Source organism: Chlorobaculum sp. 24CR, from assembly GCF_004118635.1.
Lineage (GTDB): Bacteria > Bacteroidota > Chlorobiia > Chlorobiales > Chlorobiaceae > Chlorobaculum.
Window position 1 is genome coordinate 13,809 of record NZ_SDGU01000005.1, and the last position, 20,555, is coordinate 34,363.

The 20,555-nt window shown below is 56.8% G+C and carries 19 protein-coding genes and 1 tRNA gene; 15 read left to right on the forward strand and 5 right to left on the reverse strand.

Annotated elements, in window-relative coordinates; genetic code table 11:
- Positions 1–63: 63 nt before the first annotated feature.
- Genes EST62_RS00520 through EST62_RS00530 form a run of 3 tightly spaced genes read right to left on the reverse strand, consistent with a single transcriptional unit; the run spans position 64 to position 4,848 of the window.
- Complete coding sequence (locus tag EST62_RS00520; RefSeq protein WP_129050164.1) at positions 64–2,604, reverse strand: DEAD/DEAH box helicase family protein; 2,541 nt, start codon at positions 2,602–2,604, stop codon at positions 64–66.
- Positions 2,597–4,195 (reverse strand): Eco57I restriction-modification methylase domain-containing protein, encoded by a 1,599-nt coding sequence (locus tag EST62_RS00525; RefSeq protein ID WP_129050165.1) that lies wholly within the window; start codon positions 4,193–4,195, stop codon positions 2,597–2,599. The genes EST62_RS00520 and EST62_RS00525 overlap by 8 nt, the downstream gene beginning before the upstream one ends.
- Positions 4,192–4,848: an N-6 DNA methylase gene (locus tag EST62_RS00530; protein ID WP_129050166.1), complete on the reverse strand. Its 657-nt coding sequence runs from the start codon at positions 4,846–4,848 to the stop codon at positions 4,192–4,194. Before EST62_RS00530 ends, EST62_RS00525 begins: the two co-directional genes overlap by 4 nt.
- Positions 4,849–5,144: 296 nt before the next feature.
- Here EST62_RS00530 and EST62_RS00535 point away from each other — a divergent pair, with 296 nt between their 5' ends.
- The 13 genes from EST62_RS00535 (at position 5,145) to EST62_RS00595 (ending at position 16,838) form a co-directional block, all read left to right on the forward strand.
- Entirely contained in the window at positions 5,145–5,888 is a 744-nt protein-coding gene (locus EST62_RS00535; RefSeq protein WP_129050167.1) for a tetratricopeptide repeat protein, read from the forward strand.
- Between the two features lie 189 nt (positions 5,889–6,077).
- The gene (locus tag EST62_RS00540; RefSeq protein ID WP_129050168.1) at positions 6,078–6,476 is read left to right on the forward strand and encodes a RidA family protein; all 399 of its coding nucleotides are present in this window, start codon (positions 6,078–6,080) and stop codon (positions 6,474–6,476) included.
- Positions 6,477–6,549: 73 nt separating this feature from the next.
- Entirely contained in the window at positions 6,550–7,257 is a 708-nt protein-coding gene (purC, locus tag EST62_RS00545; RefSeq protein ID WP_129050169.1) for a phosphoribosylaminoimidazolesuccinocarboxamide synthase, read from the forward strand.
- A 25-nt stretch (positions 7,258–7,282) separates the two neighbouring features.
- Positions 7,283–7,933: a DedA family protein gene (locus EST62_RS00550; RefSeq protein ID WP_245153369.1), complete on the forward strand. Its 651-nt coding sequence runs from the start codon at positions 7,283–7,285 to the stop codon at positions 7,931–7,933.
- 117 nt (positions 7,934–8,050) lie between these two features.
- Complete coding sequence (locus tag EST62_RS00555) at positions 8,051–8,962, forward strand: transketolase (protein WP_129050171.1); 912 nt, start codon at positions 8,051–8,053, stop codon at positions 8,960–8,962.
- A gap of 14 nt (positions 8,963–8,976) precedes the next feature.
- The gene (rsmD, locus tag EST62_RS00560; RefSeq protein ID WP_129050172.1) at positions 8,977–9,531 is read left to right on the forward strand and encodes a 16S rRNA (guanine(966)-N(2))-methyltransferase RsmD; all 555 of its coding nucleotides are present in this window, start codon (positions 8,977–8,979) and stop codon (positions 9,529–9,531) included.
- Positions 9,524–10,021, forward strand: a complete 498-nt coding sequence (gene coaD / locus EST62_RS00565; protein WP_129050173.1) for a pantetheine-phosphate adenylyltransferase — start codon at positions 9,524–9,526, stop codon at positions 10,019–10,021. Before rsmD ends, coaD begins: the two co-directional genes overlap by 8 nt.
- A gap of 33 nt (positions 10,022–10,054) precedes the next feature.
- The gene (locus tag EST62_RS00570) at positions 10,055–11,257 is read left to right on the forward strand and encodes a pyridoxal phosphate-dependent aminotransferase (protein WP_129050174.1); all 1,203 of its coding nucleotides are present in this window, start codon (positions 10,055–10,057) and stop codon (positions 11,255–11,257) included.
- 9 nt (positions 11,258–11,266) lie between these two features.
- Positions 11,267–12,046: a lysophospholipid acyltransferase family protein gene (locus EST62_RS00575; RefSeq protein WP_129050175.1), complete on the forward strand. Its 780-nt coding sequence runs from the start codon at positions 11,267–11,269 to the stop codon at positions 12,044–12,046.
- Between the two features lie 69 nt (positions 12,047–12,115).
- Positions 12,116–13,126 (forward strand): stage 0 sporulation family protein, encoded by a 1,011-nt coding sequence (locus EST62_RS00580; protein WP_129050176.1) that lies wholly within the window; start codon positions 12,116–12,118, stop codon positions 13,124–13,126.
- Positions 13,127–13,198: 72 nt separating this feature from the next.
- The gene (gene metG / locus EST62_RS00585) at positions 13,199–15,310 is read left to right on the forward strand and encodes a methionine--tRNA ligase (protein WP_129050177.1); all 2,112 of its coding nucleotides are present in this window, start codon (positions 13,199–13,201) and stop codon (positions 15,308–15,310) included.
- 51 nt (positions 15,311–15,361) lie between these two features.
- Positions 15,362–15,437: transfer RNA gene (locus EST62_RS00590), tRNA-Met, on the forward strand.
- 231 nt (positions 15,438–15,668) lie between these two features.
- Positions 15,669–16,838 carry an exo-beta-N-acetylmuramidase NamZ domain-containing protein gene (locus EST62_RS00595; protein WP_245153372.1) on the forward strand — a complete coding sequence of 390 codons (1,170 nt, stop codon included), beginning with the start codon at positions 15,669–15,671 and terminating at the stop codon, positions 16,836–16,838.
- On the opposite strand, the gene cfa is transcribed toward EST62_RS00595, so the two are convergent.
- Both cfa and EST62_RS00605 read right to left on the reverse strand, forming a co-directional pair.
- On the reverse strand, positions 16,735–17,976 hold the full coding sequence (gene cfa, locus EST62_RS00600) for a cyclopropane fatty acyl phospholipid synthase (RefSeq protein WP_129050179.1): 1,242 nt from the start codon (positions 17,974–17,976) through the stop codon (positions 16,735–16,737). The genes EST62_RS00595 and cfa overlap by 104 nt on opposite strands.
- A gap of 162 nt (positions 17,977–18,138) precedes the next feature.
- Positions 18,139–18,747: an STAS domain-containing protein gene (locus EST62_RS00605; RefSeq protein WP_129050180.1), complete on the reverse strand. Its 609-nt coding sequence runs from the start codon at positions 18,745–18,747 to the stop codon at positions 18,139–18,141.
- A 504-nt stretch (positions 18,748–19,251) separates the two neighbouring features.
- On the opposite strand from EST62_RS00605, the gene EST62_RS00610 reads away from it, so the two are divergent.
- Positions 19,252–20,178 carry a hypothetical protein gene (locus EST62_RS00610; protein WP_129050181.1) on the forward strand — a complete coding sequence of 309 codons (927 nt, stop codon included), beginning with the start codon at positions 19,252–19,254 and terminating at the stop codon, positions 20,176–20,178.
- A 33-nt stretch (positions 20,179–20,211) separates the two neighbouring features.
- Positions 20,212–20,505 (forward strand): hypothetical protein, encoded by a 294-nt coding sequence (locus tag EST62_RS00615; RefSeq protein ID WP_129050182.1) that lies wholly within the window; start codon positions 20,212–20,214, stop codon positions 20,503–20,505.
- The last annotated feature ends 50 nt before the right edge of the window (positions 20,506–20,555 follow it).

Below are 20,555 nucleotides of genomic sequence, written 5' to 3' on the forward strand. Positions count from 1 at the left end.
GGCTTTTTCTTTTGCTTATCCGTTGCGTTACCGCCTGTCATTATCTGAAAATCATTGGCGGTATCACTCCTTGGCCACCACGGTGTCGTAGAGACCGTAGTGACTCAGGCCCTTGTGGCTCTCGATTCCGGTATAGCGGAGCGAGGCGTCTTCGTAACGCCGGAAGGCGAAGACGGCCTGGTTCATTTGCTCGGTGTTGAACACTCCAAGCCTCACGAGCAGGTGAAAATCCTGAATAGTCAAGCCGGTAACGGCCAGAAACAGTTCTGGTTCGAGCTTGGTGATGACGTCCTGCAAGGTGTTTTCGCGGAAGTCGGTCAGATACATGAAGGCCGGAATGCGCGTCGCGAACTTGATGAGCTTCTCCTGAACCAGTTTGCGCCTGGACTTGTACTCCTTCTCCTCCTCGGTGAGCTGTTTGTGCTGCTTCTCCGTCAGTTCGCCGCCTTTAGCCTTGTTCTTGAGCGCCTTGACCTTCTCGCTTTTGTTGATGATGGTTTCGATGATGTTGTCGCCGAGAGATCGCCAGCCCTCAATGCGCTCGACCGCCGCCATCGCCTCGGGATTGTCGAGGATTCGTCGCAGGGTGGCGTTGTCCACGTTGACAAGAAGCGCGCTTTCCCACTTGCGGGCCAGCAGCGTTGCCGAGGTGCCCGCCATCGCGATGTCGAGAATGCCGCCCGCGTCAATCTGCGTCATATTCGCGCCGTCGTAGGCCAGCACGGGCAGGAACGACACCAGCTCCCTGATGGCGTTCTCCGGGTTCGATTCGTTGGGCGACAGGCCGATGCCGTACTCCGAGAGCTGCCGCAACGCTCGCGTGGGCGCGAAATCGAACACAAAGCAAACCGGCTTCAGAATCTCTTCCTCGTTTGGATTATCGCCGTTGGGGTTCTTCAAAGACCACGGCGACTGTACGCGAAACGCGGCCTGGAAGTAGGTTTCCGGAGATTTGAGGTTGCGGAGCATCAGCATCGATGACCATTGCGGCACCGTGACGCCGGTGGTGAGTTTGCCGCATGAGAGCGTAATGGTTTTGCTCTCGAATCCGCTCCCGATGGCTTTGCGCACGGGCGGCAACGCCTCCAGCCCGATGCCTGCCGAAGCGCCAGCGGCCACGACCACCTCGTATTGGCGCCAGAAGGTATTGTGCTTTTCGGACAAAAGGTTGGCCATCGCGTGGCAGGAGGCGACGTTGGGCAGGAACCAGAACGAATGCTGAAGGTAGGGCAGCAGGCGCACATCCGAGTAAGGAAATGGTGGCCGCGTGCCCGTCTTCAGCAGTTCGACCGCTTTGGGGGCGTACCCGCCACGGATGATGTCGAGCCATTTCTGAACGTCGCTTTTGTGTTTGAACCGGGCCTTCGCGCCTGTGCCCGACGCTTCGAAGAATGCGTTGAGATCGAATTCATCGAACTCTCCGGCGCTTGCGATTGCCAGGAGTTCGTCCGGCATCTGGTAGGTCAACAGGCGCATCTGCGGCAATGCGCCGTAAGGATTTCGCTCAGTTGGATGCTTCGCCGCGAACGTCTCCTTTGCGCGTTGTTCGTCGGTGTACGTCCAGTTGAAAATCTGCTCTTCGATGAACTCTCCCGTGGCCAGCGCCTTGAAGGGGGTGCCGGAGAGATAGAGATAAGCTTTGGTGGTGATGGGGAGGAAGTCGGTTTCTTTCTCCAAAGGTTCCTGCAGGTCAGCAATTCTCTCCTTCAGATGCCGGGCATCATCGAGCCGGGCCTCTTCCCTTGAAATCATCTCTTCTTCCCCCTCGAACAGCTCTTTTGCCGTTTCGCGCCACGCGCCGAAGTGGTATTCGTCAAAGACCACGAGGTCCCAATTCACTTCGTGCAGCCATTCGTTTTTGGGTTTGATGTTTCCTGCTCCGTCGCGGCCAAGCAGGTCCTGGAATGAACCGAAATAGACGGCCGGCTTTCTGCGGTCAATCTGCCTCGGGTCGCTGCCGGATGAGCGGGAGAGGTACTGCCAGCCGTCAAAATCGACATGCGACTCGATGTCCGTCCGCCAGGCATCCTCGACAGCAGGTTTGAACGTTACCACGAGAACTCGTTTCGTGCCGAGCTTTTTGGCCAACTGGTAAGCGGTGAAGGTTTTGCCGAAGCGCATCTTCGCGTTCCAGAGGAAGCGCGGTACGGCGTGCATGTCCTCATTCCAGATGGAGTGGAAGTATTCGTGCGTTTTTTTGACGGCTTCCGCCTGCTCGCGGCGCATGGCGAAGGTTTCGTGATGCGTGCCGGTGAACTGCTGGCCGGTGTGCAGTTCGGCGAGCGCGGTTTTGACATCCGAAACCGAGCAGCGCATCCACTCCAGCTCGACATTCTCGAACCCTTTTCTGACGAGCGCCGCCCGCAGTTCGTGGTCGGAAATCGTGGCGCCGTCGTCACGCAGAGCCGATTCGCTCAGCTCGATTCTGTAGTTCCTGATAGCGGCGGTTTTGACCTGTTCGGCAACGCGCCGCTTCACCTCGCGCGTCGTCTGCCCAACCTTGAGCAAGCCTCGATGCGACTGGTCATCAATCGAGTACGCATAAATACGAGGTTGCAGCGTTGGCTTCGGCGCAAGAATTTCTTCGATGGTGGGTTTATTCATCGCCACAGGCAATTTCATTGTCCGAAACGTCATTGTGTTCGGCGACCTGTGACTCGATGAACGCGATCTCGTCTTTCGTCAAACCGTACCGCTTGTAGAGCCTGGCATCTGTCCACTCTTCGTTTAGTGGCAAATCAGGAACGAAACCATAAACGTCACGAGTTGCGTGTTGCGTTGGTTTTCGGAGAGATACAAGAAAACGTACAAAACGAGTACGGAGATATTGCGCAAAATTTCGAGCTTCTGTTTCGGTATCAAAATGACCGGCAACAAGATAGGTCTCGGTACATGCCGTTCCCGGCTCTGCAATGATTGGTTTGCTGAGGAATTTGGTTTCAACGGCGGCACTCGTGCCCTGAACCGCCGTCATCAAAACCTTCCACTTATCAATCCATTCGGGGTTAATCGCGATGTCTTTGCGTTCAATCCAGCTAATTCGCTGGTTTTCGTAGAGCTGTATCGGCTGTTTTAACCCTGACTTTGAGGCTTTTCCTTTGAAGTTTGTGGGAAGCCCAAACGGCTTTCTGCTGGAAACGCGCGAGTCCAGTGTCGGTTCACCCTTTGCCCTGACCTTTTCCAAAATTGGAACAGCTTCGTTACGGCGCACGAGAATGTCGTATGCGTCAAGGTTGCGAGCGACTGCCGGGCCGGTTGGTTCGCCATCCCAGATCGTTTGCACTTCACAAGGCCCGTTATAGTCGCGATCCCACAGGAAATACGAAATGCCGCCCCGTATCTTCACGCCCGGAAAACCTTCGTAAAGCTTCGGATAGTCCATGATGTTTCGCAGTCGCTTGTCGGAAAGCATTCGCTCCCGATACTTATCGAGCCCTTTTCCACCAGCCATCCAGCGCGACGGCGTAACGAATACCGCATAATGCGGTTCCAGCTCAAGCGCTTTTTCAACGAACATCTGATAAATCGGCGCTGCGCTTGTGCCGTAGCCGCCATCGCTCAACTGATATGGCGGATTGCCAATGATAACGTCAAACTGCATATCTCCTCCAAACAACTCGGCCACGCGAGCTTTACTATCGTTGGTGTGAATGAGCGCATAGGCGTGGCTCTCAAGCCCTTCGCCACGGTCAAACGTCTTCTGGCTTGCGCCGCAATAAACGCACTTGCCGTCAACCCACGTATGCTCCGTGCGCTCGAACCAGATGTTGCCCTCATCGCTGGTGAACCCCTTCGCGATGGAGTGCTCGCCGTTGGCGTGCTTCGAGCAATAGAGGCTTCGCCGCGCCAAAAGGCTGGTCAGGTAGGTGATGCCAATGCCGAACACCTGCCGGGTCAAAATGTGGTTGACGCGCTCTTCAAGGTCGGGAAATTCTTCGGCCAACCCCTTGGTCAAGCGGCTGGTAATTTCCCGCAGGAACACGCCCGACTTCGTGCACGGATCGAGAAAGCGCACCGAACGATCCGCCCAGATACTGGCGCCATTGTGGCTTGCCGCCCAGGCCTCGGCCAGCGTATCGAGCATCCGGTTCGCGAACGCGGGCGGCGTGAACACCTCGTCGTTGGAGAGATTGGCGATGCAGGTCAGCACATCCGGGTTGCGACCACGTAACGCAAAGCTTGCCTGAGCGTTCATACGATCTCCTTTGGAAAACCACCGGGCCATAAAGCGGCAAGATCGCCCACGGTCATCGGCGCGTAGGTTTTGGCGGGCGAGAATATTTCGTGCTTGCCAAGATGAGCGAACAGCGAATCTTCCGCACTGAACGCCGCCGACTGGGTGAGCGTGTCGAAGCGAAAATCGCGCCGCTGAAACTTGCCCTTGCCCAGATAGCCCCACTCGGCAAAGGTGATCGGCTGGCCGTCGCGGGTGAGCATCTTCAGCGCATCGCCATGCACGATGTTCTGCGACAGCACGTGCATGGCGGCGCGATACAGTTCGTCCGGTTCATCCAGATGCAGATACTCGGCGAGAATCTCCAGCATATTGGCGCGGCACTCCTCGATGTTGTCCTCCAGCAACTCGATGCCGTAAATGCACATCAGCGCGAGCAAGGCGTAATGGCGACGCTCGAAGTCGGACTTCCCGTATTTGAGTTCCACGGCGGCGAGCTTGCGGCGCAAAATCTGCACGATGAAGTTGCCGCTCCCGCACGCAGGCTCCAGAAAGCGGGAATCGATGCGCTCCGTTTCGCCCTTTACCAGATCGAGCATCGCCTCGACCATCCATGCCGGAGTAAAAACCTCTCCGTGGTCGGCAACACGCTGTCTGGATTTAACGTAGTTCATTTTCCAATCTTTTTCAGCCGACGGTTTTTGTGCAAAATCGCACGATAAACAATGTACTATCTGTCGTGCTTTTCGTTACAAATTCTGGTTTTTTGTTATACAATCATTTCGATCGCTCCGGATCATATTTTTCAGACAGATCAGAAGCAGTAATACGAGCGCGATTTTGCAGGAGGGGTTGGCCATTATCACGGAGCGAAGGCTTGTGAATTACAGGTAAGATTTATTATTGTCACAATATAAAGCTTATCCATTTCTGATAGGTTTGTGCTATCGAACCAAAAATCAACAGTTTCATGAAGCGCCTTGTTTTTAGTAGTGTCGCGGTATTTTTGTTTGCCGTTCCTGTAGTTGGTTATTGTCAGAATTTTCAGACAAGCCAGACCTCGCCGGAAGCCTCTCTACGCCAGGAGGCGAATGCTGACAAGGAAAATGCCGAGAGAGAGTATCTCGCCGCGATGAAGTTCTACTATGGCCGCGGGGTTGAGCGTGACTATGCCGAGGCGCTCAGATTGCTCAGGCTGTCAGCGGCAAAAGGCAATGAAGATGCAGAGTACGCTATTGGCTACATGTACCAGAAGGGCGAGGGGGTTGAGCAGGACTATGCCGAGGCAATGAGGTGGTATTTGCGTGTCGCCGGCAAAGGCAACGAAAATGCCCAGAACCAGATTGGCTATATGTATCATCACGGATGGGGCGTGAAGACCGACTATGCAGAGGCGATGAAGTGGTACCGTTTGGCGGCCGCAAAAGGCAATTACGCCGCCGAAGACAATATCGGGGTTCTCTACGAACACGGTCACGGGGTCGAGCAGGACTACGCCGAGGCGATGAGGTGGTACCTCATTTCCGCCGCCAAGGGCAATGGCGAGGCCGAGCTGAACATCGGCAATTTTTACCAGCATGGACTCGGCGTTGAACGCGATCTCAACAAGGCGATGAAGTGGTTGCAGTCGGCCGCCTCCAAAGGCAACGAGGAGGCGGCGCAAAAGCTCAGCGCGATGAATTGCGTCATGGATATTGACGCAATTCACGAGTAAGCGGGGGCGTGATGTCGCAGTCGATGGCATTTCAGTTTCGGGTCGAGACGCATCACTTGCTCGATTGTCAGCACTGTTCGCATCCGAATTGCCGGGCGAAGTTTTTTCTTTTCGTTTAACCGTTCGATACGTAACTTGATCGGGAATTTTCAATCACCTTGAGCCGGGCCTCCGGCGGTCTTCAGGAGTATGAGCAAACAGTTCGATGTTAAGGCGCAGGCGAGGGACATCCTCGAAGAGAATCTCGACATGGAGGCCGTCATCTGCCTCGGCACGATTTCCGAGGAGATGCAGCAGATTTTCAGCAGCAATCCTGCCCCCTCCTTTGCCGACGTGCAGCGGATCGTGACCGGCTATTTCACCACCGATGGCCGTCCGGCGGCGTTCATCGAGGACTGGCTGCGCACAGCCGACGAACACGCCCGCTCGCGCGGGCTTGACGAGGCGGAGTGCCCGAAGGCGATTCTTTCCGATCTCGGCGTGTTCCGCTTCATGTGGTTCCTCAAGGAGCGCGGGCTGACCGAAGAGCAGATCACTATCGTCCTGACCGGCGCGGTGCAGCAGGCAACGGGCCAAGAGGACGAGTGAACTTTTTTACCGGCGCCGGGGCTTTTGATCCGGCGCTTATTTCATTCCAAAACCAACTCAGAAGTACTCTTCGATGAATAAAATCACGCTGCTTCACGAGGGCAAGGCCAAGAAGGTCTGGCAGGCCGACGACGCGGACCTCATCATACAGGAGTTCAAGGACGACGCGACCGCGTTCAATAACAAGAAGAAAGGCTCCATCGCCGACAAGGGCGTCACCAACAACGCCATCGCCAGCCGCCTGTTTGTGATGCTTGGCGAGAACGGCATTCCGACCCACTTTGTCAGCAAGCTCAACGACCGCGACATGCTGTGCAAAAAGCTCGACATCGTTTTGATCGAGGTGGTCACGCGCAACGTCGCCGCCGGTTCGCTGGTCAGGCGCTACGGATTTGCCGAAGGAACCGTTCTGCCGAAACCGATTGTCGAACTCTACCTGAAGAACGACGATCTCGACGATCCGCTCATGAACGAGGATCACGCCGTCGCGCTTGGTCTCGGTACCTACGAAGAGGTGGCCCAGCTCAAGGAGATGGCCGAAAAGATCAACGCTTTGCTGGTGCCGTGGTTTGCCGAAAGGCATCTGAGGCTCGTCGATTTCAAGCTCGAATTCGGTCGTCACAAGGGTGAAATTCTGCTTGGCGACGAAATCAGCCCCGACACCTGCCGTTTCTGGGATGCCGAGTCTGGCGAAAAGCTCGACAAGGATCGCTTCCGCCTCGATCTTGGCGGCGTCGAGGACGCCTACTCCGAGGTCAAGCGGCGCGTGCTGGAACAGTAAACCATCGATGCCGGAAATCTCTTCAATGCTTGACACCGTTGTCGCTTACCTGCAACAGGCCGACCCTTCGTCGGTCTATGCGGTGCTGTTCCTGTCGGCCTATTTCGAGAACGTCATTCCCCCGATTCCGGGGGATGTCCCCATCGCGCTTGCCGGATACCTGCTCGCCTTCAACCACATCACCTTTGTTTCGGCCCTGTTCTGGTCAACGACAGGTTCTGTGGCCGGATTTATGACGGTGTTTCTGCTCAGCCGTTTTCTGGGGTTGAAGCTCTACGCCGCAGGCCAGAGCGAGGTGCGCCACAAGTTCGCCCAAAGCATTCACAAGCTGTTTCCGCCTTCCGAAATGGAGGTCGTGCGCCAGAAGTTTTCGGGCCACGGCTATCTGGCCGTCGTGGTCAACCGCTTTCTTTTCGGGTCGCGGGCGGTCATCTGCATCGTGGCCGGAATGTTGCACCTGAAAGTTTCGCTGGTGCTCCTGGCTTCTCTGGTCAGCTCGCTTCTCTGGAACATTCTCTTGCTCTCCAGCGGCTATCTGCTTGGCAGCAACTGGGACAAGATCGGCCAGTACGCCGTGTATTTCAGCGCTCCGTTTACGATTCTGTTCGTGGGCCTTATGGTTTGGGCCGTCGTGAAGTATCTCAAAAAAAGAAAACAGGGCGAGGCCGGGGCGTGACTTGGTAAATTAGGCGTCGGCGTGTAACTTTGAGCTTTTCCGTCGGAGGGCCTTTGCCTGTGCGGGCGGATACTGTTTTTATCGTTCATCAGCCATCATTCATTCATCGCATCCATCATGGGAAAACATCTGAAGCCTTATCCGCAAGAGAAGAGGGGCAAGCATCTGCAACTTTCAACCATCGATGAACTCAAGGACATGGCCCGCCAGGTGCGCAGGGATGTGATCCGCATGCTGGCGAAGTCCAATTCGGGACATACCGGCGGTTCGCTTGGCATGGCCGATATTTTTACGGCGCTCTACTTCAGGATTTTGCAGCATCATCCGCACCAGTTCCGTCAGGGAGCCGATCACGACATGCTGTTTCTCTCGAACGGTCATATCGCGCCGGTCTGGTACAGCGTGCTGGCCCGTTCGGGCTACTTCTCGCTCGACGAGCTGAACTACCTGCGCGAAGTCGATTCCTACCTCCAGGGCCATCCGACCTGCGAGTCGGCTCTTCCGGGCATCCACATCGCCTCCGGTTCGCTCGGCCAGGGCTTGTCGGTGGCGGTCGGCGCGGCGCTCGGCCTGCGCATGGAGGGCAAGAAGGGCGATGTCTTCTGCCTGATGGGTGACGGCGAGTGCCAGGAGGGGCAAATCTGGGAGGCCGCCATGAGCGCCGCGCACTACCAGCTCGGCAACCTCATCGGCATCGTTGATTACAACAACCAGCAGATCGACGGCGAGGTGTCGGACGTGATGGACGTCGAGCCGTTCGCCGACAAGTGGCGCGCTTTCGGCTGGGATGTGCTCGCCTGCGACGGCAACGACATCGAGCACTTCATCGACACGCTCGAATATCTCCGCAAGGACAAGGGCCGCACCAAACCGGTGGTGGTGCTCGCCACGACGGTGATGGGCAAGGGCGTACCCTTTTTCGAAGGCACGATGCCCGACAAGTCCAACTGGCACGGAAAAGCACCGTCGAAGGATGACGCTGAAAAAGCGCTCGAAATTCTGGGCATCACCGTTTTCGGTGACTTTTAAGCGATCCGCGCGAAGTGCAGGTTCAGGCGGGCAGATACCGGGGGCGCAAGATCAGGCATCTGCCCTCGCGTGACATTCGGCCGTGCAGCAGCAGAGTCAAGAAGTCGCTTTTCGACACGCTTGCGGCGCGGATCGATTTCGACGGCATCGAGGTGCTCGATCTGTTCGCCGGGTTCGGAAATCTCGGTTTCGAGGCGCTGAGCCGGGGCGCACGGAGCGCATGCTTCGTGGAGCAGAACCGCCAGGCGCTCGAAACGATGAAAGCTACAGCCTCCGACATCGGCGTCCAGTCGTCCGTCCGCTTCGTCATGGCCGACGTCACGGCGTTTCTGAAGCGTAACGAAGGGCCGTTCGACCTGGTGTTCTGCGATCCGCCCTACCGATGGGAGGATTACGAGCACCTGATCCGCTCGATTCTCGACACCGGCCTGCTCGCTCCGGGAGGGCTGCTTCTCATGGAGCACCACGCGAGCCACGATTTTTCACCGTCGCGCGGCTACCTTTTCCACAAGGATTACGGCACGACCAGAGTCTCTTTTTTCACTCCCGAAACGGGAACCCATGAGTAAGAAAGCCATCTATCCGGGAACCTTCGATCCCTTCACCAACGGCCATCTCGATGTGCTCGAACGCGCCCTGAACATCTTCGAGCAGGTCGATGTGGTGCTGGCCGAGAACAGCCAGAAGCAGACGCTCTTTTCGGTCGATGAACGGCTCGAAATGGTTACGGAGGTGGTGCGCGACCTTCCGAACGTGAACGTCGATGTGCTGCATGACGGGCTTTTGGCCGATTACGCCCGTCAGGCGGGGGCCAACGCCATCGTCCGGGGAGTGCGGCAGGTGAAGGATTTCGAGTACGAATTCCAGATGTCGCTGTTGAATCGCCATCTTTACCCCGAAGTGACGACGGTGTTTCTGATGCCGAACGTCAAATACACCTACGTCGCCTCGACGATCATCCGCGAGGTGTCGATGCTTGGCGGCGACGTCAGCAAGTTCGTTCATCCCTACGTGCTCGACCAGCTTGCGCAAAAAAGGGCGGAACGCCGGGCGCATTGATTTTTTCAAACCAACACAACCAATACCACAAAGATGAGCGCAGAGAGCTTTGAACGATTCCTGAGCCGCCGGGTGCGGAACATGCAGGAGTCGCAGACGATGAAGATCTCCGGACTGGCCAAGAAGATGCAGGCGGAAGGCAAGGACATCGTGAGCCTGTCGGCGGGCGAGCCGGACTTTCCGACGCCGGAAAATGTGTGCCAGGCGGGCATCGAGGCGATCCGTTCCGGTTTCACCCGTTATACGGCAAACGGCGGAATTCCGGAGCTGAAAAAAGCGATCATCCGCAAGCTTTCGCGCGATAACGGCCTCGACTACGTCGAGAACGAAATCATCGTCAGCAACGGCGGCAAGCAGACGCTCGCCAACACCTTCCTTGCGCTCTGCGACGAAGGTGACGAGGTGATCGTGCCCGCGCCCTACTGGGTGAGCTTCCCGGAGATGGCCCGCCTGGCCGGAGCAACGCCGGTAATTGTCGAGACCTCGATCGAGACCGGCTACAAAATGACGCCGGAGCAGCTCTCGGCCGCCATCACGCCGAAAACGCGGATTCTCGTGCTCAACTCGCCCTCCAATCCCTCCGGCGCGGTCTATAACGAAGCCGAGGTGCGCGCGCTCATGAAGGTGCTCGAAGGCAAGGAGATTTTCGTGCTCTCCGACGAGATGTACGACATGATCTGCTACGGAGGCGTCCGCCCCTTCTCGCCCGCGCGGATTCCGGAGATGAAGCCGTGGGTGATCGTCTCGAACGGCACCTCGAAGAGCTACTCGATGACAGGCTGGCGGATCGGCTACCTGGCCGCGCCGAAGTGGATCATCGACGCCTGCGACAAGATTCAGTCGCAGACCACCTCCAACGCCAACTCCATCGCGCAGAAGGCCGCCGTGGCCGCGCTCGATGGCGACCAGTCCATCGTCGAAGAGCGCCGCCTGGAGTTCGAGAAGCGCCGCGACTTCATGTTTCGCGAGCTGAACACCATTCCCGGCATCGAATGCACACTGCCGGAGGGGGCGTTCTACATCTTCCCGTCGATCAAGGGATTGCTCGGTAAATCCTTTGGCGGCAAGGTGATGAAGGATTCGGCGGACATCGCCGAGTATCTGCTGAAAGACCACTACGTGGCCACCGTGCCGGGCGACGCTTTCGGCGCGCCGGAGAACCTGCGCCTTTCGTACGCGGCCTCGATCGAGGAGCTGACCGAGGCGGTCAACCGCATGAGAAAGGCCTTCGCGTAACCACTGCCCATGCTGAAGGTTCGCCGGAGCCGGGCTTACACTCGCTGGTTCGGATGGTACTCCCGTCGGCAGTTCAGGCGCCATTTCCACTCGCTGAGGGTGCAGATGCCGCCGGAGCTGCCGGAGATGGAACTCGACACGCCGGTCATCTTCTACGGCAACCACGCCTACTGGTGGGACGGCTTCTGGTCGCAGCTTTGCGCCGAGCTGTATTTCCGGCAGAATCTCTACATCATCATCGAGTACGCGCAGCTCAAGAAGCACCAGTTTTTCACCCGCCTCGGCGCATTCTCCATCGACCGTGGCAACGCCCGGAGCGCCATCGGTACGCTCGACTACGCCGCCGAGCGCCTGCTCTCGCCATCCGCTCGACAGAACGCGCTCTGGATTTTTCCTCAAGGCAAGATCGAGCATGTCGATAAACGTCCCCTCCTGTTTTTCCGGGGAACGGCTGGCATCGCGGAGCGTGTTTTCAAAAAGAGGGAATCGATTTACCTTGTTTCAGTTGTCAGTCGCATTGAATATCTTGAGGAGCAAAAACCTGAACTTTTCCTGTCCTTCGGGTCGCCAACGCTGCTGAAAAAGTCTGACTGGAACGGGCTTGACGCCCTCACAGCACTGATGCAGACGGCGACCGAATCCCATCTCGACAAGGTAAAGCAAGCGGTCGTCGAACGGCGTCTCGACGGCTTCGAGGTCGTTGTGCGCGGATCGGAGTCGATCAACCGCCGCGTCGAGGCTTTCCGTGGCCTTTTCGGAAAAGGCCGTTCGGCAGGGAGTGAGAAGTGAAGCGATAGAGAAACGATGCCGTGCGCCCACGGAGTGGCGCGGCGGTAATGATAAAGGATACAATACTATATGAGTACGGTTCTATGCAGTTGCCTGCTTGGCGACAATGCCAAAGTCAGGCTCAAGCTCTCGAAAATGTTGCAGGAGGAGGCCTCCGGCCTCTACCCCGATGATCTTCCGGAAAGCCCGGTACCTATTTGTGAAGTTGAAATGAAGGGGTGTCGCCGGGAGTTTTATGCCGACACAAGTGGCGAGGAGATCGAGATCGGCACGCCGGTGATTGTCGAAGCTGATGGCGGATTCGATATGGGCATCGTTTACGCCACGGGCCGGATCGCGCTCAGAAAAATCCAGCTCAAGGGGCTGACTGGCGAGATCGACAAGCTGCCGCCCATCATGCGGCGCGCTACCGAGGAAGAGGTGCGCGAGTTCGCCGAAATCCGCAAGCGCGAGCCGGAAATCCGGGAGGCTTGCATCAACAGGATCGAGCGCCACCAGCTCGAAATGAAGCTGGTCGATATCGATCTCCGGCTCGACAAGCAAAAGCTTTCAGTCTATTACACGGCCACGCACCGCGTCGATTTTCGGGGCTTGGTGCGCGATCTGGCGGGGGAGTTCAAGGCGCGCATTCAGATGGTGCAGATCACCACGCGCGAGGAGGCGCGGCGTACCAACACCCAGGGATCGTGCGGCTGCTCGCTCTGCTGCTCCACCTGGATGCAGAAGATTCACTCTAACCCGTTCGCCGAAAAGCCGCAGATGTCGGACAGCATGAACGGCGACAACTTCTCGTTCAACACCATCGGCCTGTGCAACCGGCCGAAGTGCTGCCTCGGATTTTCGAGGACGAACGGCAAAAACGGCTACGCCCACGGCAATGGACATGGCTATGGTCGCCAGAACGGATGGCCCGCCGTCGGGGCGACCATAGCCGTCAGAGACGGCAATGCTGTAGTCGAGGGGGTCGATCAGCAGAAGAAAAGCATCTGGATACGCTACGCGAGCACTGGCCAGAAGCGGCGTATTTCTCTCGACCAGTACAACAGCATGATGGGCCGACGCCAGTGCGGGCAGGGCTGAAACACTCTTCCATCACCCGGTTAGCTGCCGAGTGACGTGATTTTGTCATCATCGAACGACTTTCTGTTATCCATGACTCATACATATAAAAGGACTCTCGTCACCACCGCTCTTCCCTATGCCAACGGCCCGGTGCACCTCGGCCACCTCGCCGGGGTCTATCTGCCCGCCGATATTTACGTCAGATTCAAACGTCTTTGCGGTCATGACGTGATTCACATCGGCGGCTCGGACGAGCACGGCGTGCCGATCACCATCACCGCCGACAAGGAGGGCATTTCGCCGCAGGATGTGGTGGATCGCTACCACACCATGAACGCCGACGCTTTCGCCAAATGCGGTATTTCGTTCGATTACTACGGGCGCACCAGCTCGCCGACGCACCATGCGACGGCCAGGGAGTTCTTCTCCGAGATCGAGAAGAAGGGGATTTTCATCCGCAAAACCGAGAAGCAGTTTTTCGATCCGAAGGCGGGCCGCTTCCTCTCCGACCGCTACATCACCGGCACCTGCCCGGCCTGCAACGCGCCCGGCGCGAACGGCGACCAGTGCGAGCAGTGCGGTACGCATCTCAGCCCGACCGAGCTGATCGACCCGAAGAGCAAGCTCTCCGACGCCACGCCGGAGCTGCGCGAAACGCTGCACTGGTACTTCCCGCTGGGGCGCTTCCAGAAGCAGCTCGAAAATTACGTCGAACGGCATACCGGCGACTGGCGCTCGAACGTCGTCAACTACTCGCGCACGTGGCTCAACCAGGGCCTCGCTGACCGCGCTATCACCCGCGATCTCGCGTGGGGCATTTCGCTGCCGCTCGACGCCGAGGAGGCGAAGGGCAAGGTGCTCTACGTCTGGTTCGACGCCGTGCTCGGCTACATCTCCTTCACGAAGGAGTGGGCGGAGAAGCAGGGCGACTCCGAACGCTGGCGGCGCTACTGGCAGGATCCGGAGACGCGCATCATCAACTTCATCGGCAAGGACAACGTCGTCTTCCACACGCTGATGTTCCCGGCGATCCTGATGGCCTGGAACGAGGAGCGCCTCGATGGGCGCTACGAGCTGGCCGACAACGTGCCGGCCTCGGAGTTCATGAACTTCGAGGGGCGCAAGTTCTCAAAATCGCGCAACTACGCGGTCTATCTTGGCGAGTTCCTCGAACGCTTCCCGGCGGATACGCTTCGCTACAGCATCGCGATGAACTACCCGGAGAACAAGGACAGCGACTTCAGTTGGAGCGATTTCCAGAACCGCACCAACGGCGAGCTGGCCGACACGCTCGGCAACTTCATCAAGCGCTCGATTGATTTTACGAATGCGCGCTTCGGCGGCGAGGTTCCGGCGGAGATCGACCTGGAAGCGTGGGACGCGCTCGGCATCGACTGGCTGGAGAGCTTCAGCAAGCTCGAAGCGGCCTACGACGGCTTCCACTTCCGCGAGGCGGCGAGTCAGGCGATGGAGATCGCCCGCTTCGCCAATCGCTTTCTCACCGAGAGCGAGCCGTGGAAGGTCATCAAGGTTGACGCCGAAGCGGCGGGCCGCACGATGGCCATCTCGCTGAACCTCTGCTACACCCTCGCGCTGCTCTTCTGGCCGATTGTGCCCGAAACCGCGAACCGCATCTGGCGGATGCTCGGCTTCGAGGGCAGGATCGACGACCTCGTCGAGCCGGGCAAACCGGTCTGGCGCAGGGCGCTCGAACCGGGGCTGAAGAGGGGGCACAAGCTGCTCGGTTCGTCCGAAATCCTTTTTACGAAGATCGAAGAGGAAGACATCGAACCGGAGCTGAAGAAGATAGAGGCGCTGCTTGCCGAGGCGGAACGCCGCGAGGCCGCCGAACAGCCCGCGCCGATGACTTTCAAGCCGGAGATCACCTTCGACGATTTTCAGAAGATCGATCTGCGCGTCGCGAAGGTTATTGCCTGCGAGCCGGTCAAGAAGGCCAACAAATTGCTCAAGCTGCAATTGCAGGTCGGCTCGGAACAGCGCCAGGTGCTTTCGGGCATCGCCCAGCACTTCACGCCCGAAGAGATGGTGGGCAAGAGCGTCGTTCTGGTGGCGAACCTCGCCGATCGCACCATGCGGGGCGAGCTGTCGCAGGGCATGATTCTCGCCGTCGAGGGCGCCGATGGCCGCCTGTTCCTGCTCGAGCCTCAGGGCGAGGGAATCTGCGGAAATCAGGTATCCTGAAAATAAAGTTTGCAATAGACGATGAATGTTGTACATTCAGACACTATACATCGTGGGGTGGAGCAATTGGTAGCTCGTCGGGCTCATAACCCGAAGGTTGCAGGTTCAAGTCCTGTCCCCACCACCAGCAAAAGACCGCGCCATGTTGCGCGGTCTTTTTTTTGTTTGGAGGCTTCGTGTTTTTTCCTGCTTTCACGAAGTATATTGCCTTCGTGAAACTCTTTTATTATAAGTCTTATAGGTCGTATAAGACCTATAAGACTTATAGGATGGAAGACCAACCTCTGCCAAACTTCCAGGCCATTTCCTCATGAGGCGCTTTTCTCTTTTTTTTGTTTTCTCGTTGATTTTACTTGCCTTGTCCGTTCCCGCAGCCCGCGCCGAGGCATTCCGGTACGGCCTCGATGTGCTCGATGCGCAAAAGTGCGCCCCGTTGCAAGGCAAGCGCGTCGGCATGATTACCAACGCCTCGGCGGTGTCGCGTTCCGGTGAACCGGGGTACCGGGTGCTCTTGCGGCACGGGGCCGATCTCAAATTTCTGATGGCTCCGGAGCACGGCTTCGCGCTCGATTACGAAGCTGGCGAGAAGGTGGGCAATGCCGGGGTTGGCGACAGCCTGAAGGTCTGGTCGCTCTACGGCGAATCCCGGAAGCCGGATGTTTCGCTCCTGAAAACCATCGATGTGCTCGTTTTTGATCTTCAGGATGCCGGAGTGCGTTGCTACACCTACATCTCCACCATGAAGCTCGCCATGGAGGCATGCAACGAAGCGGGCATCACCTTCATGGTGCTCGACCGGCCCAACCCTCTCGCGCCGCTTCCGGCGAGTGGCTTCGTGCTGGAGCCGCGCTTTGAGTCGTTTGTCGGCGCGGCAGAGTTGCCGTTCATTCACGGCATGAGCGTGGGGGAGATCGCCGGATGGCTGAAAAACCGGCGCTTTCCCGGCCTTTCGTTGCAGATCGTCCGGATGCAGGGCTACCGGCGCGACCGGTTTGCCGATGAACTGCCGGGCTTCCGTTTCCGCCCGCCGTCGCCGAACCTGCGTGATTTCAAAACCCTGCTGCTCTATCCGGCCACCGTTATGCTGGAGGCGACCGACGTCAGCGAAGGGCGTGGCACCGACGCTCCGTTCCGGATGTTTGGCGCGCCATTCATCGACAGCAAGCTGCTGATCCGGGAGATCGAACAGTACCGCTTGCCCGGCGTCGAATTCCATCGGACGAGCTTCACGCCCGAGAGGAGCAAATTCTCCGGCATCGAGTGCCAGGGAGTTCGCCTGAAAGTGACTGGCCGCGAGCGATTCGATCCGTTCATGACCTCAACGGCGATTTTGCTCTCCCTGCAAAAGCTCTGGCCCAGCGAAACAGGCCTGCATCGTCACGCAACCTTTTTCGACAAGCTTGCCGGCACAGACCGCCATCGTCTCATGATTCAGCAGCAGCGCCCGATCGGGGAAATTCTCGACGCTGTCCGCGCCCAGGTGCGGGCATTCGACGCGGCTTTTCCAGACCATTTCCTCTATCCCTGAGACTTTTCTCCCTTACAGGCTGGTGCGGGATGCAGCATTCGCCCTTGATGCCAGACGGCGTAAGAAGTATCTGCCAGAGCTGGATCGTACGCGCCCTGAAAGCTCCCGCGCAGCTCAGAAGGTAGTAGCGCCACATGCGGCAGAATTTGCGGTCGTAATGGTTTTTGAGCTGCGGCCAGTTGCGCGTTACGTTACGCTCCCAGGCTTTGAGCGTCAGGGCGTAATCGTAGCCGAACGAGTGCCAGTCTTCGAGCACCAGCCGCCCCTCAAAGCCGCGTGAAATCTGGCTTGGTGAGGGGAGCATCGAATTCGGAAAGATATATTTTTCGATCCACGGATCGGTGCTCGTGACCGGCTCGTTGCTGCCGATGCTCTGCACGAGCATTCGCCCCTCGGGCTTGAGGCAGCGCCGGGCGGTATCGAAATAGGTGCGATAGTTTTTGTAGCCGACATGTTCGAGCATACCGATCGAGACGATCCGGTCAAACTTGCCATCGAGCTGGCGGTAATCCATCAGGCGAATATCGACGTCGAACTCCTTGCAGAACTCCCTGGCCAAACTTGCCTGCTCCTTCGAGACGGTGATGCCGACTACCCGCGCGCCATACCGTTCGGCGGCAAACCGGGCCGCGCCACCCCACCCGCAGCCAATGTCGAGCAGGCTCATGCCCGGTTCGAGGGCGAGCTTGTCGAAAACGAGGCGAAGCTTGTTTTGCTGTGCCTCGGCGAGAGTTTCGGCTTCGTGCCAGCAGGCGCAACTGTACATCATCAGCGGATCGAGCATGGCGCGAAAGAGGTCGTTGCCGACGTCGTAGTGGCGCTTGCCGACGGTGAAGGCGCGCGCAGGTTTTTGCAGGTTTATCACCGCGCCTTGCAGATACTCCAGAACAACGGCAAGGTTGACGAGCTGCCGGTCGAGGCCCGCCGAGAGAATCCGGCAGAACAGCCCTTCGAGGTCGTCGCAATCCCACCACCCCTCCATGTAGGACTCGCCGAAGCCGAGATTTCCTTCGAGAACCGTTCGCCTGAACATGCGACGATCATGCACTCTGATGTCACAGGCGCTGCTGCCGTCGATGGTTATGTTTGCAGACCCGAGAAGTTTTTCGAGTCGCTGCCGGAAGAGATGGTCGAGCATGGCGCGGCGGTCCGTTTTCGGGGGAAACGTTCTGTTTCACGAAATGGGTACAGCGTTACTGACTACTTTAAAAAATAGTGTATGCATGACGAAATGTCAAGCATCTGCTCGTTAATACAGAGTGTCGTGAGAAGGGAAAGATGGGGCTTTGTTCTGGAGGTTTCAGGTTTTCAATGGTTTCTTTTCAGTCTGAGGACTCTTTTTGGGGCGGCCACGCTTTTTTCCTGAAGAATTTTCGGAGGTGTTGTTTTTCGGGCGGGGTTTTTCGTTCTCTTCGGGTTCCTCGAAATCGGTGTTCTCGTCGGAGTCATCTTCAATGTCGCCGTCGAATATCTCGTCCGGAATTTCAAGCTCGTCGGCGATTTCGTCGCTGCTGTCGTCCTGAGCCTGAGGCTGGCGAGACCGGCTTGCCCGCTTGCCTTTCAACGCCGGTTCAATGAGCGTCATGACCTCGTTGATCGACGAGAAGATGTAGAGTTGCTTGTCGAGGTTGGCCAGCTTGAGCAGGTCCTTGATCTGCTGGCAGAGCGAGACGAAAATAGCCAGACCATCGGAGCTGTTAGCGAGCTGATGGGCCAAGAGCATCGAGCCGATGCCCGATGAATCGATAGCCTTGACCTGTGAAAGGTCGATGATGACGTTTTTACTGGCCTCGTTACTGACCATGCTGTCGATGGTCGTTCGGAAACAGTCGGCGTGGCGGACATCGAAAACCGGCTCTTCGAGTTTGAGGATGGTCAACTCCTTGCGGGTCGATACGGAGTGTTTCATTACATAACTCCAGCGGAAATGCGGTAACTTATTTTATAAAAGGCACTTGCGCTGCCTTTCCCGCTCCGCGTCAGTTCAGGGATGGTTGAATGACCGATGCAGAGCGCTCCCTTTTCCTATTATCGTACAAAAATCGATTCATTCAAATCAATTTTTTTTAATGGCGTAAAATGTTGAGAGTAAGTGAAGATGTAGTATTTCACGTTAGCCTGTCACCAGGTCGGTAAAGAAGAGGCATGGACTTCCGGGAAATTTTCAAACCCATGCAGCGATTGAATGTTTTTTCAGATGATAGTCGGTCGGATTTACTGGAAGCGTTATTTTGATCTATACAAAAAAATGCCCTCGATTTCCGTTGTTTCGCTCCTCGCCATGGCGATAGCAAGTATTGTAACGTCCTGCGAATAGTATAGATAAAGGTATTTTACCAACCAAAACACAAACGGCATGCTAACGGAACACAACATTGCCTTTTTCCGAAGCACGAGAATCTTTTCTGCCGGTTTGCTGCTTGGTATCGCTTTTTTGAGCGGATGCGCCTCGATCAGCGAACAGAATGCAGTAAAGCTTGCAACATCAGGTAAATCGGCATCCTCTTCAGCCCTGTCCACCATTTTTGCCACAGACAGCGAGTATGAAAGCGCTATGGAGGCAGAGGTGTTTTTCCACAGCTATGCCGGCGTTGGCAAGCCGTCCGGATTGCTCGATGACTGGCAGCAGGTCAAGACGGAGCTGGATGCCAGAAAAGCTGTTTTTTCAAGACTGACAACGGTTTATGCAGCTTTTGGTGATCTTGCGTCGAGCACGGCCCCCGAAGAGATTAAGAGTGCTATAGACGGTTTTGACAAGGCGCTGAACAGCTATTCGGCTCTGGTGACAACGGCAAGGCCGCTCGTTCCGGAATCAACCAGTGTTGTGGTCGGCAATATCGCCAGCCGTTTACTGACCGTAAGGAAAGGGCGGTTGATCCGGCAATCCAGCGTTATCATCAGGCAACAGCTTGAGCGTCTGCTGCTCTTGCTCGATAACAAGCTGGTTCAGGAAGAGATGACCTCATTCAAAGAGAATCTCCGGGGATCACGGCTCAGCGCTTCCAGGCTTCTCATGAAAAACGATTTGCTCGATCCATCGCCAATGCTCAATGATTTGGCTGCTGATTCGGGTTTCAAGGCGGTGAGCGATGCCAGATCGATCATCATGAAGAGCGCTCCATTGAAGCGCGGCGTCGATGGCGTTATGGCGTTCAGGATTCAACACCGTAACGCCGGTCTGGAACAGAGAGGTTATACGAGCACAAGACAGGCGCTTCGCGCGCTTATCGACGAGCACAAAAAACTTGAAAAAGGAGAACCCGTTACCATTGACGAGTTGCAGCAAATTGTCAACGAACTTCACTCGATCAGCAATCTTTTGTCCGGCAGGAACCAATAAAGGTCACCTCTAAAGAAGCGAAGGAGAATCATCATGTCACCCAAAAAAAAGCAATCCGCCGCCAGAGAAATTCAGTCTGTTGTGATCGATGGCAATCTGGAGCTGGCTGAAGCTCTTGCCGCGTTGAACGCCGCGGCCCAAGCGGCAACCGCGGCATTGCCTGATGCCCTGATGAAATGCGAAACCGATGAAGAAATGCAAACAGTGATAATTCAGAGGGATACGTGCCTGCTTGCTTATCTGTCTTGCATGAAAAAAACACTTGCGCATACAGGTCCCTATTTTGAATCTCTATGGGATATATTCCCCGAAGCTCTGCTTCGTTAAAGATAAAAGTGTAATAATTGAGCACATATATTCATAAAAGTCATAATGTA